Source organism: Pseudomonas sp. AM4(2022) (assembly GCF_036346515.1).
Taxonomy (GTDB): domain Bacteria; phylum Pseudomonadota; class Gammaproteobacteria; order Pseudomonadales; family Pseudomonadaceae; genus Aquipseudomonas; species Aquipseudomonas paracarnis.
The window spans coordinates 1-18,054 of sequence record NZ_JAOTNW010000022.1 but is presented as its reverse complement, the minus strand read 5'-3'; the positions used below and the strand labels follow the sequence as shown (position 1 = coordinate 18,054).

Here is an 18,054-nt window from a genome sequence, read left to right as displayed (position 1 = left end):
ACCGTCAGACGCGCTTTCCAGAGGGGGCGCGCGCTCCCAGCCAAGTCAAAAAATCTTGCTCGGTCATGGGTTTTGCAAAGAAATAGCCCTGCCCCTGCACACACCCAAGCTCCAGCAACTGTTGATATTGCTCTTGTTTTTCAATGCCCTCGACGACCACCGACATGCCAAGCGCCTTGCCCAACTCGAGCGTGCACTTGATCACCGCAACACATCTTGGGTCGTGGTCCAGCCCCCGAACGAACTCGCGATCGAGTTTGATCTCGTTGAAGGGCAACTGGCACAAGCGCTGCAGGGAGGAAAACCCCACGCCAAAATCATCGATGGATAACCGGCAACCCATCATGCGCAACCGCACGAGGCTTTCCAGGCAGGTGGCCGACGCTTCGAGCAAACCGCTTTCAGTCAATTCAAATGTCAGACTGGAAGCCGGTAGTCCGAAGCTGCACAAAATGCTGCGGATGATGGAAACCAGCTCGGGATTGGAGAGCTGTACCGGCTCCAGGTTGAACGCAATATTCAACACGTGCCCACGACTCGAAGCCTCGCGGGCCAACGCCAGGCCGTGCCTGATCTGGCTGAACAGTAACTCATTGAGCAACCCGCAACTTTCAATGGCAGGCATGAACACCGCCGGAGAAACCACCCCTTGGGTCGGGTGGTTCCATCGTGTCAGCGCCTCGACGCCAATCACATCACCATTGAGCAAATTGACCTTGGGCTGGAAGTACGTTTCCATTTGCTTTTGATGCATGGCCGAGCGAACTTCGCCGGCTTGCGCCAGCTCCAAGGGCTTGAGGCTCATCGGCGCGATCCTGGGATCGCTCAAGTGTTTATGCAGCAGCTCGTTCAAGGCTTCAGCGTGCAGCGGCTTGCCGAGGTCGCCCAATAGCGGCAGCCCCAGTAGCGTCACCAATTGCCGAGCCGCCTGGCGTACGTCTCCCGAGAGGGAACTGCTGAGAATCACCGCGCCCACCAGGCCAACGCGAGCCACGCGTTGCAGGAACTCCAGTCCATCCATGCCTTCCATGCGCAGGTCACACACCACAATGTCCACCGGACCGACCCGTTGCAGGGTCTCCAGGGCCTGGGTGCCGTTTGAAGCACTGAACACATCCTGACAGCCAAGCTTCTTCAGCAGGTTGACGGCGACGGTTTGCTGGAACAGATGGTCCTCCAGCACCAGCACTCGCAGGGGCAACACTTGCATCACTGATTCTCCACAATTGGGTTGCAGCACGAACGCCCGATACGCCCTGATTGCTGGTGGTAGCCGACGCCCACTCAAACAATGTTGATGGACCTCAACGCCTGCTCCCCAAGGGAGCAGGTGTATTCAGGTCATCCATGACGCAAACTCATTAACGTTGCGGGTGCATTGCTTCGGCACCGTCAATGAAAGATGGGGTCGCTCCCTAGCGGATTCGGTAGGCGGGAGGTCATCTCTGTTCTTTGAGCCGAAATTATCCTGGGATTTTCCTGACCGAAATGTAGGAAATTTCCCGGAGAGCAATTTAGGTCAGAGACCTTACAGTCCTGTCTCCGCGCCCAAAATCAGTCAGTCGACGGATTGGGCGATCCGTTGCGTCAACACCTGCCTCAGCGCGTCCATCGTTTGGTGCAGTGCATCCACTGATTGGGTCAAACGTGCGGCATCGTGCCCGTCGCAATCTATCTGCAGCTGCTCGCAACAGTGAATCAAGCGCTTTGCCTTGACGATGCGCGCGCCACCCTTGACCCGATGGGCCAGGTCGGCCAGCCCGGTCAGGTCGTTCTGGCTGAAGAGTTTGAGCAGCCGTACTTGATCCTCCTCGTTACTGCTGAGCAGGTCCTGCAACAAGCTGCGGATTGACGCCTGATCCCCGTAGGTCAGTTGCTCAAGGCTGACCAGGTCGATCTCGTCGTCCAAGTGCGTCACGTCATCGTTATCGGGCAACGGTTCAAATGACGACTCAACCCCCGACAAGCGTGCGGCCAGATCCTTCATGCTGATGGGTTTGAACAGGCAGTCATCCATGCCCGCAGCAAGACAGCGGTCGACCTCGTCGGGTTGCGCGTTGGCGGTGAAGCCCAGGATCAGACACGGCGGCTTGCCCGAGGCCGCCTCGTCGTCACGGATCGCCTTGGCCAGTTCATAGCCATTCATCACTGGCATATTGCAGTCGGTGATCACCACATCAAAGGGATGGCTGCGCCAGGTGCGCAAGCCGTGGGCGCCATCTTGCTCGTCTTTAACGCTGTGCCCCAGATAGCTCAGTTGTTGCAGCAGCAGCAAGCGGTTGGCGGGGTAGTCATCAACTACCAGAATGCTCAACTCGCTGGCAGGCAACAGCTCGGTTGGCTCAGGCTGGCTGCGGGGCAATGGGGCCAGGATGGGTAACGTCAACAGCACCTCGGTTTGCGTGCCAAGACCGGGCACACTGCTCAGCTTCAACTCACCGTCCATCATCGTGCATAACGTACGGCTGATGGTCAGGCCCAACCCCGATCCGCCGACAGTCAACTGGCTCTGACTGCCAACCTGGGTGAAGGGTGCAAACAGTTTCAACTGGTCGTCGGCGCTGATGCCGATGCCAGTATCGCGTACGCGCAACTGAATATTCATCTGCTGATTTTCTTCGTCGAGTGTCGCCTTGACGCTGACCAGCACCTCGCCTTTTTCGGTAAATTTGATAGCATTGCTCAGCAGGTTTGCCAGCACCTGTTTGAACCGCATCGGGTCGATCAACACATCGCGGTTGGCACTCTCATCGAACTCCAGAACCAGCGGCAGTTGCTTTAGCCGAGCACTGGCGCCCTGCACTCGCACCACCTCCTCCACCATTTCCTTGAGGGCAGCCCTCTTAGGGGTCAAGGTCAAACGCCCGGATTCGATGCGCGCCACATCCAGAATGTCGCCAATCAGCTCCAGCAACGCACGTGCGGCGCTGGAGGCCACTTCAATGGCAAACCGGTCGAGAATGCCTTGATCAGCCTTTTTCATCGCCAATTCCAGCATTCCGACCACCGCGTTTATCGGCGTGCGCAGCTCATGGCTCATGGTTGCCAGGAACGTGGTTTTCGCCCGGTTGGCGCCATCGGCCTCGTGCTTGGCTTCCTTGAGTTCGCTGAGCAAGCGTGCGCGCTCACTGATATCGATCCACCCGGCAATGATCCCTTTGACTTCTCCGCTGCTATCGCAAAATGGCAGCACCCAGTGATAAGCGTCGATCGTCTGCCCGTTGGCCAGCACCAACTGACGGTCCTGAATCTGCTCCTGACCAGCCTCCATCACCTCGCGGTATTGCTGTTCGAACGTAAGGTTGTCCGTTGGCATGATGCCCACGTCAGCAGTGAGCACAGTGCCGATCACCTCCTCATCGGTACGCCCAACCGCTTTAAGGTAACGCGTATTGCACAGCAGCATTCGGGCCTGTCGGTCTCGAACGTAGATGGGGTGAGGCAAGCTGTCGATCAGTACATGCAGGAAGTCCATCTGTTCCTTCAACGCATGTTCGGCAGCGGCACGTCGCTGAATCAGGCGGCGCAGGTAAATGATCCAGCCCGCCGCCGCGAGCAACAGGCCTATAGCCACTGCCAGCCACTTGAGAAAAGCCCGCTGGCTGGCCTGGGTACCGCGATTGTCCAGCATGACTTCGCCACGCCAGCGATCGGACAGGTCGTCGAGCTCTTCGCGGGAAAAACTGCGCAGTGTTTTGTCGAGGATGGAGTGAAGTTCAAAAGATCTGCGATCAGTCGCCAGTCGCAATTGAGCCGGGTGTTCACCACCCATAGTACGTGTGATGCGCAACCGGTCACGGTAGAACGTGGAGATCATATACCGCGAAGCCAGCAGGATGCTGAGCGTGGCATCCGCCTTGTTTTGTGCAACCAGCGCCATCTGGTCAGCACGGCTGCCGGCCTCCATCAGCGTAATGTCCGGGTAATTCTGGCGAACATAGGCGGCCCAATAGCTGCCGGGACTGACGACCAGGCGCTTGCCTGACATCTCTTCCAGGCTTTTGGGCTCTGCCTCGCCAACACGGCTGACGAATACATCTGGGTTGCTCATGTACGGCCGGGTATAGCGCAGTTCTCCCAGGCGCTGGTCATGCTGGAACGTGGGCGAAAAATCAGCCTTGCCTTTGCTCAACAGGTCAGCCTGCTCATCAAACGAGCCAGCACGAACCACCTCGAACTGTAGGTGGGTTCGCTGGCTGATTTTCTCCAACAGGTCGGCATTGAGGCCACACAGCAGGTCATTCTGATCAAAAAAGGTTAATGGCGGGTTGCCATCAATCAACGCCACCCGCAGTTTAGGATGCTCTGCCAGCCATTGTTCCTCTTGCGGGGTAAAGCCAAGGTCAAAGCCCTCTCCGGCTGTGGAGCGCAACCTCCAGCGCCGCGCAATCGACTGCTTCTCGGCAGCGGGAATCGCGTTCAGCGCCTGATTGAGCACTCGCAGCAACTGCTTGTTGTCGGCATTCAAGACAAAACCGACACCGCTGACCTTTTTATCGGCTGATGGTCTCAGATGCAGATCGGTGTAGAAGTTTTGCCCAATCAGGTAGCTGGATGTGATCCCCGCGCCCACGAATGCATCCGCCTGACCAAAGGCAACCGCACTGATACCCTCCAGCGCCGAGGGGTAGAGTTCGATCTTTGCTTTTGGATAAAGCGCCCGGATAGCGGAAGGCTCAACGTAGTGTTTGGACATGGCCAGCCGCTCGCCGGCAAGGTCTTGCTGCACATCGCTGACCGAGCCGCGATTGGTTGCCAGCATCATCTGATCGAGGATGTAGGCACGCGACATGACTAACCCTGCTTGCGCGGCTTCATACTCCCGGGCCGAGCCCAGCAAGTCCAGCTCACCAGCCTTGAGTGCCTGCAGGGCCAGGTCCCTGTTGTCATAACGCCGGATCTGAACATCAACGCCTAACACAGCAGCCAGCAGCCCGACATAATCAGCCGTAACCCCCTCGAAATCGGCAGGGTCGGACGACACCACCAAGGGTGCTGGATCGCTGCGCGCTGTACCGATCACCAAGACCTTTTTAGTGCGTAGCCACCGCCAGTCATGGTTCTGCAGTTCAACGTCAAAATCAGCGGTAGGCTCGCGCCCCAGCAAGGTCAACGACTCAAAGGCCTGCGGGGCGGCATGGGACTGGCCGAGTACTCCCAAACAAAGAAAAAAAATGAAGTAACCCGACAGGCGCCTCATTCAGATCAGGTGATGACGTTTGGCAAAGTCGGCCAGATAGACCACGGACTTGACCTTGAGCTTTTCAATCAACCGAGTTTTATAGGTGCTGATCGTCTTGTTGCTCAACAACATAGCGTCACCGATCTCCTTGTTACTGTAACCACGGGCAAGCTGCTGCAGAATGGCAAGTTCGCGATTGGACAACTGCTGAATCAGCTCATGCTCAGGCGTCTGGTTATCGACCGGGCGCACCGAGCTGTTGGAGAGCACCGGAAAATAACTGAAGCCCTCGCGAATCACTTTGACTGCACGCATGAGTTCCTCAAGATCATCGCTTTTGGAGACATAACCGGACGCGCCGATGGTCATGCAGCGATGGGCATAAAAGGTCGCGTCCAGCGAGGTCAGCACGAGGATTCTGATCGGCAGGTCCAAGGCGCAAATGCGACTGATGACCTCCAAGCCGTCGAGCAGCGGCATCGAAATATCCAGCACGATCAAGTCCGGCACGTGCTTGCGAGCCAGATAAACCGCCTCGACACCATTCTCGGCTTCGGCCACCACTTCCACCTGCCCGGCCTTGAGGAGCATTTTTACAGACGAGCGAATAAACGGATGGTCGTCGACGATTAATGCTTTCAACATACAAACCTCTTTTTCATCAGCATAAGGAACAGCATCTGCGAGACCGGCACGTCAAACTATTAAGGTAGCTCAGTTTCACGTCGACAAAACACAGGCCTGAAATATTTTAATGGCCTGACTGCGCCAGCAAGCCCTACCCGTTTCGGTAGTGTTCCAACCAACAGCAAAAGTCAGCACCGGGCATGGGCACCGCCAAGTGAAAACCCTGGCCAAAATGACAGCCCAGGTCAATTAGTGTATCGAGCGCCGGTTGGCTGCCAACCCCCTCGATAATCAGGTCCATCTGCAATGCTCGGGTCAGCGCGAGACTGCTGGCGACGACGGCCCGGTTACCCGGGTTGGCAAGGTCCTGAACGAACACGCCGTCGAGCTTGATCTGGTTGAAGGGCAGCTGTGCCAGCAACCGTAGGGAGGAAAAACCCAGGCCAAAGTCATCAATCGATAACCCACACCCCGCCTCGCGCAAGCGCAGAAGGTTTGCCAATGCCGATGCCGGCAGATCCAGCAAGCTGCTTTCAGCGACTTCGAATGTCAGGCCCGAACCTGGCAGGCCATACCCTTGCAAGCATTGAATAATGTAGTCAACCAAGTCATTTCGAACCAGTTGGGAGGCTGTCAGGTTGAACGCCATTCCCAGGTCAATACCTTGCGCGCGCAACTGCAGCAGCAATGCAATACCCTGGTCGAGCAGTTGCTTGAGCATCTCATCAATCAAGTCATAGGCCAGTACGGCGCCTAACAGATCACGGGGCAGCAACATCCCCCGTGTGGGGTGACGCCAGCGTACCAGCGCTTCAACGCCAAACAGCCGACGCTCGACAAGATCGAATTTTGGTTGGTACCAGGCCTCGAATGCCCCCATCGCCAAACCGTGTCGCACCTGGTCTTCAGGGATCAGTTCAGGTACCGACAGGTCGGGCGCCGTCAAGACATGATGGCGCAGCTTGAAATTTTCCAATAACCGCTGCAAATCCTGCATGTCCAGCGGCTTGTCCAGAATGCCCAACAACTTCAGGCCCGACAGCGTCTTCATCTGCTTCACGGTGCGATAAAGATCAGCCTGCAACTCGCTGTAGGCTACCAATGTCTGGACGTTTCCCAACTCGCCGGCCACTTTCAGGAACGCAGAGTGGTTGATCGAACCGTCGGCCAGGTCGAAAAAAACGATATCGACCTTGGGCAGCTGTTTCAGCAGGCCAATAGCCTGCTCGGCATCGCTGGCCGATAGCACATTGCCAACCCCCAGATTGCCGAGGGCCTTGACCAGCACGGCACGCTGGAACGCATGATGTTCAATGACCACAACACAATCAGGAAACATATTCTTCAACCGATTCGACTTTAAAGGAGAGGTTTGAATAGCCACGCCAGGCTCAGCGTTCCCGCATGGCCTCCTGGGCCTTGTTGAACGGCTTGATCAGATATTCCAGCACGGTCTTGGAGCCGGTCTTGATGTCCACCGTTGCGATCATCCCCGGCACAATGGCGAAGCGCTCACCGGCCTTGTTGGTCAGCACGTTGGAGTCCGTCTGGATGAACACTCGGTAGTAGTAGTTCTCCGGCTTGACCTTGTCCTGGATGGTGTCCGGAGAAATCGTCACCACCTTGCCGTCCAGCCCGCCATAGATCGAATAGTCATACGCGGTGAGTTTCACCTTGGCGGCCTGGTCCGGGTGGATGAAGGCGATATCCCTGGGTGAAATGCGCGTCTCGATGAGCAACTGATCATCCAGCGGCACGATCTGCATCAACTTGCCGTTAGGCGAAATGACACCGCCAATGGTCGTCACCTCGATGCCCTTGACGATGCCGCGAACCGGCGACAGGACGGTCAGGCGCGTCAACGAATCTTCCCGCCCACGAATCACCGAACTCAACGAACTGACCTCGGAGCGCGCCTTGGCCAACTCCTCCCCCGCCTGCACCTGATAGGAAGAACGCAGTTCAGTAGCCTTGAGTTGCAACTCACTGCGCTGACGCTGCAGGCGAATCACTTCGACGTTGCTGGCAGCGCCGGTCTTGGCCAGTGACTGGGTGATTTTCAGCTCACGGTCGACCAACCTGAGCGAATCGTTCACCCCAGCCAGGGATTCCTTGAGCCGGCTGATACGCTCCTGATGCAGCCTAGTTTCGCGTTTGATCAGCTCGGGGTAGGCCTGCAGTTCGTCAGGAAAACTCAGTGGTTTACCGTCCACCTCCGCCTGCAACCGTGTGGCGCTGGCCAGGACAGCCCGGTAGCGCGCAGCACTCTCCTCGACATTCGATTCGGATTTCGTCGGGTCGAGCTGGGCCAACACCTGCCCCTGCTCCACCAGGTCACCTTCGGCAACGTTAAGCTCTGCCAGGATGCCGCCTTCCAGTGATTGAATGACTTGCTCATGGGAACTGGGAATTACCTTGCCGTCGCCCTTGGACACTTCATCGAGCCGCCCCAGCCACGCCCAGGTGCCCAGGATCAGCACGATCAACACCAGGCTGCCGATGATCCGCGTCGAGCGATGCAGCGCAGCGTCATCGGCCGGGTCCATGGCCTCCAGTGGTTTTCTATTGCGTATATAGGCACGTAACCGCGCCAGTTTTTCGTGAACATCAGCCATGCTGAGACGCTCCATTGGAATGAGTGGCGCTGAGTCGACGGATCGCTTCCTCCTTGGGTTCATCCAGCACGATTTTGCCGTCATCGACGACGATGATTCGCTCGACCAACTCCAACAACGCCAGGCGGTGGGTGGCAATCAGCAAGGTCTTGCCCTGGGCCCATTGGTCGAGGTTTTGCAGAAACAGGCGCTCTGCCCCTTCATCCAGTGAAGAGGTCGGTTCGTCCAGCAACAGCACGTTGGGTTGGCGCAACAACAGGCGAGCCAGCAACAGCGATTGTTTCTGGCCGCCGGAGAGCCCAAGCCCTCCTTCCAGAATCAAATGATCCAGGCCCGTCGGCAGCTTTTTGATAAACCCATCGGCGCCGGTCAGGGCCAGTGCCGAGAGCATTTCCTGGTCAGCGGCCAACGGCGCGCCCAGTTTCAGGTTCTCGCGGATGGTGCCGTGGAACAGGTGCGAGTCCTGGGTCAACAAGGCCACATCCCGGCGCACGTCTGCCGGGTCCAGGTGTTGCAACGCCACGCCATCGAGGCTGACCAGGCCAGAGCGTGAATCCACGCCCCCGACCAACGCCTGCAGCAGCGTGGACTTACCTGCGCCGTTGCGGCCCAGCACGGCAATACGTTCGCCGGCCCGAATCTTCAGTTGGCTGACTTGCAGCACCGGGCTGTCGTCGCCATAGGCGAATACCGCCTGGTCCAGCACATAGTCACCGTACAGGTGGGCACGGTGGACTTTGTGGCTGTGTTCGGGGTGGTCGGTGGGCAACTGCATCAGTTTGTCCAAGCCAGCCAGGGCGGTCTTGGCCTGCTGCCAGCGAATGATCACCTGGGTCAATTGCGCCATCGGCGCCATCATGCGTGAGCCGAGGATCGATGCCGCCACCAGTGCGCCGGTGGTCAGGTCACCGGCCATCACCATCGGCGCGCCGAAGAAAATCACCACGGCAAACACCAGGGTCTGCATCGATTGCGACCAGTACTGCAAGCGATGGGTCAAGGCCTTGAGCCGCAGGTTCGCCGAGGCGGTGGTTGCGTTGTAGTGGTTCCAGCTCAGCTGGAATTTCTGCTCGGCTTGCAGCGCCTTGACGTCCTCCATGCCCTGGATGGTTTCCACCAGCAAGGCATTGCGCAGGCTGGATTCGCGCAACGCTTCATTGGCCAGACGCCCCAACTTGGCCTGGCACAACAGACCCGGGGTGACCATCAACACCAGCGCGCACAGCGGCACCAGCACCAGCGGGCCGACCAGCAGCCAGAATACGCCGAGGAACAGCAGGAAAAACGGCAAGTCCGCCAGCGCCGTGATGGTGCTGGAGGTGATCAGCTCGCGAATCTGTTCCAGCTCGCGAACCTGGGAAATGAAGGTACCAGTGGAGCGCGGCCGGGCCGAGTTGCGCAACCGGATGGCGTGGCCAAAGACCCTGTCCGACAGGCGCGTGTCCGCACGCTTGCCCAGCAGGTCGGTGACATGGGAACGGGCGTTGCGGATGGTGAAATCAATACCCGCTGCCAGCAGTACCCCGATAAACAGGACGTACAAGGTCGGCATGGAACCGGCAGGAATCACCCGGTCGTAGGTCTGCATGGAAAACAGCACCCCGGCCAACCCCATCAGGTTGGCAACCAGCGAGGCGAACAGCACATAGCGATAGGACTTCAAGTCCTGCAGGACGATGCCCTTGAACCAGTTTTTGTCATACGGCTTGATGTAGTCGTCCACTCGCACGTCGGCGCGATTACCCAGCGGGCGCAGCAGGATGACCCGGCGGCACTGCTCCAGCAGTTCCTGGCGCGACAACACCGTGGCCAGGCCATGGTCGCCGCTGAGCCGCACTTGCAGCGAGTCCTCGGCGCGCAAGCCTTCGATCAGCGCCAACTGGCCGTCGGCCAATTGCACCAGCAACGGTAAACGCCATTGAGTCAGGTCTTCGGCCTGTAACTCGTCATCAATCTTGACCGACAGTCCCAAGTGCTTGGCAATGGCGTACAGCTGGTCATCGGAATGTGCACTGCCCTGCCAGGCGGCGGCCAGCCGCGCATCCTCGGGGGAGAAGCTCAGGTTGTAATGACCAGCAACGAGCAACAACATTTCCAGCCAGGGCGGGGAAACAGATGGCGGGCTGGCTTGCAGGGGTTCTTGGGCACGGCGGTTCATGGCAAACGCTCACGATAAGTGGCGTCGTTGGCAGCACCAAACGCCTGACTGAGATGGCCTGCGCTATACAGGCAGTTGATCTGTAACCGACGCAGGCTATTGAGCGTGGTCTGCTGCTCGACCCGCGACAAATAGGCCTCTTGCTCGGCATTGAGCAGGTCCAGCAAGGGCCGGGTGCCCAACTCAAGGTATTGCTGGCGGTAGAGCACGCGCGTTTCATTGATCGTGCTTTCGCGCACGGTTTGGGCACCCAGGCTGGCATGCAACTTCAGCACCTGGCTTTGCGACTGCTGCATTTCCTGGCGCGCGCGCAAACGGGCAGTATCGAGGCCGGCCTGGGAGGACGCCAGGGCCCGCTCGCTGGCCGCCTTGCCGGCCTGGATCGCATTACCCTGATAGATCGGCATGCTCGCGTTGAGGAAGACGCTGTAGCGGCTGCGGTCCTGGTCCGTTCCAGGGCTGCCATCCAGCTGTTGGCTGAATGTTGGCTCCAGGGACAGGGTCGGTAGCCCGGCAGCCTTGGCGGCGCTCACTTCGGCCTCGGCCCGGGCCACCCGCGCTTGGGCGGACTGCACCTCAGGGTTGTCCTGCATCTTGGCATCGACCTGCTGGCACGACTGCTCCAGTTCCCGCGGGAAATGGTCGGACACGCCCTCGACCCGAGGTTGCCCGATCAGGTTCGACAATGTGGCGAACGTGCGCGCCAGGCTGGCTTGATGCTGGAAGCCCGTGACCTTGGCAGCTTCAATACGCGACATGGTTTGCACATAGTCCGAACGGGTACTGGCGCCCATGTCCAGACGCTGGCGCGCCAGGTCGGAGACTTTTTCCAGGCTGTCGATCTGGTCCTGGGTGATCGCAATCAACCGCTGGTAATACTGGCCGTCAAGAAAGGCCAGTGCGGTATTCAGGGCAACCTGTTCAACACTCAGGCGCACGTCTGCCTCGCGCTCGGTGACACCGGCCTGGCTGGCCTCGACGGCGCTGGACACCTTGCCGAAGTCATACAGCATCTGCGAGGCACTGACGTCGAAGACCTGGGCACTGTGACTGCCAGGCACACCACTTTGGTAGCCGCTGCGCACGCCACCGCTGATCCTGGGGTAGTAGCCGGCCTGCGCCACTTCTACCCGCTGCACTTGCTCATTGACCCCTTCCCGCGCCCGCAGGATATCCGGGTACGAGGTTATGGCCTGGCGCACGGCCGCACGCATATCCAGCGCCGCGGTGCCCGCAGTGGCCAAATTGCTCACGCTCAGTTGGGGAGCGGAAGGTGGAAGAAACTGCCCGGCTTCAATCAATGAAACCAAGGATGGCGCGGGCACCGTTTCTTGCACTTGACTGTTCTTGATCGGTTGCACGGTAGGCGCAACCTGATCTTGGGGTTGGCCATGCACAGAAGGTGCATTGACCTGCCCGACCACACCGCCCGAACTGAACGATAAGGCTATCGTCAGGCAGGCAATATCACGCCGGGGATGGAATATCCGGAACATAATTGACACTCAGGGAAAATAACCCTGGGCCATACGGCCCAGGGCTCTGTCATTACGACTTAAACGACGGAAACACCACTCTCGACCCAGAGGTCTTTCTTCGACGTTTCATCGATGTAGTGCACATACTCATGGCCATCCAGCGGCGCCTTGACGCCATCGGGTTTCCACGAATCCGGCAAGTCCAGGGTCGAGGCAGATGTCGACTTCGACACCGTGCCATCGGCTTGCAAGATGTCGTTCAAGGTCACCGTCAACGCAGGCTTGGCCGGATCGTCCTTGGCTTGCAGGCTGACCAGCTTGTTGACGTCCAGGTTTGGCCCCTGGCCCAGGTTGAACGACGGCAGTGCAGTGTCGCTGTCGACGTCTGCCTCCACCTGGCTTTCCGGCTGAGCGAGTTGCGCCGCCAGATCAGGCGCGGGGGCCACACTGGTCGACACCTCGTTGAGCTCAGTGACGAGCTTGGAGTCGGCAATCTTCACCGCCAGGGTGGAGGTCACCGTCTCGCCGTTCGTGTGCCGTACCTGATACGAGAAGGTCTCGACTTCATTCAGACCCGTCAGGCTGAGTTTTGGCGTGTAGGTGTAGTCACCGTTCGCCGCGACTTTCAAATCACCGTATTTACCGGCAATGGTTTCCTGATTGATCGAAGGCACCGATTTGCCATCGACGCTGACGATGCTGGCATCATCACTGTCGATCAAATCACCCGAGACGGAATACGCCTTGATATCAATTTGGAAGGTCGAGGTGAGAATGGCTCCCCCAGCAGTCCTGGCCTCATACGAGAACGTCTCGGTCTGGTCCGAAGGGGTGGCATTGCTGTTCTGCCTGTAGGTGGCTTGACCATCGGCGCCGATGCTCAGGTCACCAAACTGGCCTTTGACCACCGTGCGCACTTCATTGGCAAGTGTCGTGTCGTTGACCTTCAACAACGTTGCACCTGCTGGCAGAATCAGATCACTCTTTATCGCACTGTTGGCAAAACCACCAATGAACGAAGTATGAACAATGCTGGTGGTATAGGTTTTGGCCCCGACCCCCAAAATGTCGAAGTTATTGACCGTCACCCGGTACTCACCCGGCATTTCGTAGGCCAGGGAAATACCCGACTTGGTCGCCAGGATCGGCAGAACCGACAGGTTGCCCAAGCCGCCTGCGCTGCTGCTGCGCACGTCAACCCACTTACCATCGATCAACTTCTCCAGCTTCACGCCATTGAAGTTGCCCACATCAACGTTTACCGGTGCCGAGCTATTGACCGTAATGTCGACCTTCTCACTGTCACTGACAACGAAGTGATAAGTGGCGGAAGTAGGCAAGAGATCCCCGCCACCCAACGTATTAGAGAACCAGTTAAGAACGCTGTTGACGCCCGAGCTGACCGGTGTGACGAAGGTAGAGGATTTGTTCTGCTCCAGATTGGCGATGTTTGGATCAATAAACTGGCTGACGGTGACCTCATTGTGTTCCGCCACCAATTGATAAGGCGCCGTTACCGACACTGAGCCTGTGGAGGTGGACTGGTTATCCAAGGACGCTGAAGTCACCTGCAACACTGTCCCGCCCATCTGTGCTTTTACCGGCACCTCATAGTTGCCATCGGCATCGACAGGTTGTTCGCCCAGGGTCTCGCTTGCGGCATTTTTCACCACTACCTTGGTATTGGGCGTGGCCTTGCCGGAAACGAGTTTGCCATCGGCACTGATCATCGCGCTCAGCGGCGCCGGGATTGCCTCACCTGCTACCTGAGGTGCAATCAGTTCGGTTGGCAGCGACTCCTTGCCTGCCAATTCAGCCACCACCGAAACCTTGCTGCCCGCAGGCTGCTTGGTGATGGTTGCGGCGAACGTCCCGTCCTCGCCAGCCACGATTGGCCCGGCCAGCAACTGGCCGTTGGCGTCCTTGACCGACACACTCGCACCCGGCAGGGTCTTGCCAGTGATCTGGGTGCCAGCAGCATCCAGGTGAGCTTCCGGTTGTGCAGGTCGATCAACCTCAGTGACCGGTGTTTTCACATAGGCCGGTGCGGACTCCACGCCCTGCCCTTGTGCCGTCACCGCCAGGGTGGTGCCGTTGGGCTGTTTCGGGATGTTGACCACAAAGGTCCCATCCTGCTGGACAACCCCGGAACCGATCTCTTTGCCCTGGGCATCCTTGACGCGAATGGTTTCGCCCGTGTTGCCCTTGCCCGTCACCTGGGTGCCGGCTTCGTCGACTTGCACCTCCGTCGGCGTATTGGAGGCAATGTGCGGCGTCATGACCGATTCAGAAGCGGACACCTTATCTTTGTTCTGCAACGCGACATTCAACAGTTGACCGCCCGGCTGTACGGGGATAGTGACCTCAAAAGTGCCGTCCGGCCCGACGATGCCCTTGGCGATCACGGTTGTGTCGTCCGCCGCTTTGATCAATACGATGGTGTTCGGCGCACCCTTGCCCTGCACGTTGGTGCCGGTGGCGTCCACACTCACATCGAAAGGCTTGGCTGGCGTGTCTTCGGCGCTCAGGGGTACCAGCAACAGCGCAGGCTCCGACACCTTGTCACCCTTGACCGCACTGATGGCAAGCCTGTCACCGCCATTCTGCGCGGGGATATTGGCCGAAAACATACCGTCAGGCCCAGCTGCGAACGTGCCCAGATCCTGTTGGGTCTCGAGGTTGACGATCTTGACCGTTTCACCTGGCTTGACCTTGCCCAACACGCGAGTGCCGCTGGGGTTGATATTCAGGTCGGTAGGTGGCAATGGCAGGTCCGCATCGATAAACGGCGCCACGACAGAAACGCTTGGCGATGCCTTCCCCTCGTCGTAGGCCGTCACGCTCAAGATGGCGCCGGTCTTCTGAGGAGTGCTCAAGGCAATCTCGACAGAACCGGTCTTGTTGACCACGCCACTGCCCAGCTCCTTGCCGCTGGCATCCATGACCTTGATGATTTCGCCCGGCTTGCCCTTGACCGTTACCGCGCTGCCGGTGTCATTGATCACCGCGTCACGGGGCGCCAGCACAGGCACCGACAGGGTGGCAGGCGCCGACTCCAGGCTGCCCAGGCTGACCGTCGCCTTGAGGTCTTCACCGCTCGCGCCGGAAGGCAACAGCACATTGCCCTTACCATTTGCATCCAGAGGCACACGAACGATTGTGCCGTCCGGGGTGTTGATTTGCACAACAGCGTTGGGCTTACCTTCTACGCTCACCTGCCCGGTGACCGCATCGACAGCACCGAACACCGGCGCCAGCAACGGCACCTCGAGCGTCGCGGCCTGCGACGTAATACCTGCCGCTTGGGCAACCACGCCCACTTCCCCACCGCCCAGAGCCTGGGGCAGCTTGATCACGGCCTGGCCTTGTGCGTCCAGCTGTACCGGCGCACCAACCGGATTGCCGTCTTTGTCCTGCAACTGAACAGTAGCGTTCGGTTTGCCAGTGACCGACAACTCCTCTTTAGCCGCATCAAATGCCAGCGTTGGCGCAAGCAGCGGAACCACCAGGGCATCGCTGACAGGCGACTTGGCCTCCTTGAAGGTTTGAACCGCCTGCAGAGTCTCTGCGCCAAGGGAGGCCGGGATCGAGATCACGCCTTTGCCTTGGGCATCCAACGTCACAGGTGACCCCACCGGCTTGCCGTCCTTGTCCTGCAACTGCACGCTGGCGCCCGCTTTGCCTTCGACCGCCGTCAGGCCGGTTTTTGGATCAACCGGGCCCAACACCACTTTGAGCAAAGGAATGGCAGTCTGTACCGTCGCCGATTCTTCCTGCCCATCCTTGATGGTTACGCTAACCGACTCTCCACGCAATGCCGGAGAAAGGACCAGATTGCCCTTGCCATCATTGCCCAATGTGAGGCGTTCAACCACTTCACCCGCAGCGTTCTTGACCTCTACCTGCCCACCCGGCATACCGACGATTTCCAGGGCGGTGCCGTCTTCGTTGAAAGTCAATTTCGGCTCGAACAGCGGAACCTCAATCGATGGGGCCTTTTCTGAGCGCTTGGCCGGCTTGGCCGGTTCGACCGTTTGCAGCGCCGGGTTGTCAAACTGTGCGTCAAGCGCACCCGTGCGGCTGGTGGTAGCAGCGTCTTCCTGGCTGGCGGTGATGCTTTGCCCGCTGGCGTTGAAGGGTAGCGTTACCGTTGCCTTACCGTCCGGATCGAAAACACCTCGAACGTAGACCTCGCCTGTTACGTCGTTAAATACCTGGAACACGGCCCCAGGTTTACCATCCAGGGTGACACTTCGCGTTCCTCCGTCAACCTGACCCAGTATCGGTGTCAGCATAGGTACCGCCACGCCGGAAGGGCCGGACTCGACACTGTCGACCAATTGGGTGACGGTCAGATCCAGGTTGCTCAATTGCGGGCGCAATGGGATCTGGCCTTCGCCTTGGTCATTCAGGGTCACGGGGTTGCCTATCGGCAGGCCAGTGCTGTCTTTCAACTGCACGGTCGCGTTCGGCTTGCCTTGAACATTCACTAGATTGTTCGCGTCATCGACAGCGCCCACAACCGGCGCAAGCACTGGCGCCAACACGGTATTGCTGACGGGCGATTGCACAGTGCCCGAGGTTTGAACGGCCTGCAGATTTTCGCCGCTGGCTTCCTTGGGCAGCGTGATCAGGAACTGGCCCTGCTCATCCAGGATCACTGGCGCGCCGATCGGTGCTCCTTCGCTGTCCTGCAATTGCACGCTAGCGCCCGGCTTACCGGTAACCAGCAGTTGGCCGGAGGCGTTGACATCACCCAGTTCGGGTTTCAACAACGGCGCGGTCAGCGCGGTGGTGGGTGGTGACTCGATGTTGTCCACGGTCTGGGTGACCGCCACAGGCTGCTCGCTCAGGGTCGTCGGCACTTGCAGTGAGCCCTGGCCTTGCGCGTCCAGCGTGACTGGCGTACCCACGGTGCTGCCTGTGCTGTCCTTCAACTGCACGGTGGCACCCGGTTTCCCCTGCACCAGGAGGGTGCCTTCCGGATCGATTGTGCCCACGACGGGGGTCAATACGGGGACGGTCAGCAAGTCGCTGGCGGGCGATGTGGCTGTACCCGACGTTTGCACGGCCTTCACGCTTTCGCCTGAGGTGTTTGCAGGCAACGTCAGCACGCCTTCGCCCTCGTCACTCAGGACGATTGGAGTACCGATCGGTTGGCCAGTGCTGTCTTGCAACTGCACGGTGGCACCTGGTTTGCCGGTAACCGTCAACCCGCCGGTGGCGGCGTTGACATCACCCAGCTCTGGCTTCAACAACGGCACGCTCTGTGGAGCGGTGGCCTGGGACTCGTTGTTGTTCACGGTCTGGGTGACCGCCACAGGCTGCTCGCTCAGGGTGGTCGGGATTTGCAACGTGCCTTTGCCGTCGGCGTCCAGGGTGACCGGAGTACCCACGGTTTTGCCCGTGCTGTCTTTCAACTGCACGGTCGCGCCTGGTTTGCCCGTCACTTCGAGGATGCCGGTTTGCGGGTCGATTGTGCCCACGGTAGGGGTCAATGTGGGGATGGCCAGCGTTGGGCTGGTCGGCGATGTGATGGTGTCCAACGTCTGCACAGCCTGCACGCTTTCGCCAGCGGTGTTTGCAGGCAGCGTCAACGTGCCGTTGCCCTGGGTGTCCAGGACGACAGGATTACCAATCGGGGCGCCAGTACTGTCTTGCAGCTGAACGCTGGCCCCTGGCTTGCCGATGACCGGCAACAGACCGGTGGCAGGATCGACAGGACCCAACTGTGGTGCCAGCAACGGCACGTCAAGGTTGGTTGTGAGCGGCGGGTTGGTGCCGTCATTGAGCACCACGCCGACCTTTTGGTCACTGGCATTGCCAGGCAGTGTGAGAGTGCCCTCGCCTTTATCGTCCAAAGTGACTGGTTTGCCAATTGGCTTGCCGTTTGCGTCCTGCGCCTGCACGGTCGCGCCTGGCTTGCCTGTGACTACTACGTTGCCGGTGGCTGGATCGACAGTGCCCAACTGCGGAGCCAGCAACGGTACTTCG

At 59.1% G+C, this 18,054-nt stretch carries 8 protein-coding genes; all 8 read right to left on the bottom strand.

The window, feature by feature from the left end:
* Nucleotides 1–4 precede the first annotated feature (4 nt).
* Entirely contained in the window at nucleotides 5–1,210 is a 1,206-nt protein-coding gene (locus ODQ19_RS23360; RefSeq protein WP_330211331.1) for an EAL domain-containing response regulator, read from the bottom strand.
* A gap of 348 nt (nucleotides 1,211–1,558) precedes the next feature.
* On the bottom strand, nucleotides 1,559–5,200 hold the full coding sequence (locus ODQ19_RS23355; RefSeq protein WP_330211330.1) for an ATP-binding protein: 3,642 nt from the start codon (nucleotides 5,198–5,200) through the stop codon (nucleotides 1,559–1,561).
* Nucleotides 5,201–5,827, bottom strand: coding sequence for a response regulator transcription factor (locus tag ODQ19_RS23350; protein ID WP_065944100.1), 627 nt, complete (start codon nucleotides 5,825–5,827; stop codon nucleotides 5,201–5,203). It abuts the gene before it with no gap.
* A 133-nt stretch (nucleotides 5,828–5,960) separates the two neighbouring features.
* Entirely contained in the window at nucleotides 5,961–7,130 is a 1,170-nt protein-coding gene (locus ODQ19_RS23345) for an EAL domain-containing response regulator (protein ID WP_330211329.1), read from the bottom strand.
* A 70-nt stretch (nucleotides 7,131–7,200) separates the two neighbouring features.
* Nucleotides 7,201–8,355 (bottom strand): HlyD family type I secretion periplasmic adaptor subunit, encoded by a 1,155-nt coding sequence (locus ODQ19_RS23340; RefSeq protein ID WP_116668795.1) that lies wholly within the window; start codon nucleotides 8,353–8,355, stop codon nucleotides 7,201–7,203.
* A 61-nt stretch (nucleotides 8,356–8,416) separates the two neighbouring features.
* Complete coding sequence (locus tag ODQ19_RS23335; protein ID WP_330211328.1) at nucleotides 8,417–10,582, bottom strand: type I secretion system permease/ATPase; 2,166 nt, start codon at nucleotides 10,580–10,582, stop codon at nucleotides 8,417–8,419.
* Nucleotides 10,579–12,078 (bottom strand): TolC family outer membrane protein, encoded by a 1,500-nt coding sequence (locus ODQ19_RS23330; protein ID WP_330211327.1) that lies wholly within the window; start codon nucleotides 12,076–12,078, stop codon nucleotides 10,579–10,581. The genes ODQ19_RS23335 and ODQ19_RS23330 overlap by 4 nt, the downstream gene beginning before the upstream one ends.
* A gap of 59 nt (nucleotides 12,079–12,137) precedes the next feature.
* Nucleotides 12,138–18,029, bottom strand: coding sequence for an Ig-like domain-containing protein (locus tag ODQ19_RS23325; protein ID WP_330211326.1), 5,892 nt, complete (start codon nucleotides 18,027–18,029; stop codon nucleotides 12,138–12,140).
* Between the last annotated feature and the right edge of the window lie 25 nt (nucleotides 18,030–18,054).

Excerpts from the sequence above, each read along its gene's own strand:
- ODQ19_RS23340 (WP_116668795.1), bottom strand. The coding sequence starts at position 8,355 with ATGGACCCGGCCGATGACGCTGCGCTGCATCGCTCGACGCGGATCATC.
- ODQ19_RS23330 (WP_330211327.1), bottom strand. The coding sequence starts at position 12,078 with ATGTTCCGGATATTCCATCCCCGGCGTGATATTGCCTGCCTGACGATA.
- ODQ19_RS23350 (WP_065944100.1), bottom strand. The coding sequence starts at position 5,827 with ATGTTGAAAGCATTAATCGTCGACGACCATCCGTTTATTCGCTCGTCT.
- ODQ19_RS23335 (WP_330211328.1), bottom strand. The coding sequence starts at position 10,582 with ATGAACCGCCGTGCCCAAGAACCCCTGCAAGCCAGCCCGCCATCTGTT.
- ODQ19_RS23360 (WP_330211331.1), bottom strand. The coding sequence starts at position 1,210 with ATGCAAGTGTTGCCCCTGCGAGTGCTGGTGCTGGAGGACCATCTGTTC.
- ODQ19_RS23355 (WP_330211330.1), bottom strand. The coding sequence starts at position 5,200 with ATGAGGCGCCTGTCGGGTTACTTCATTTTTTTTCTTTGTTTGGGAGTA.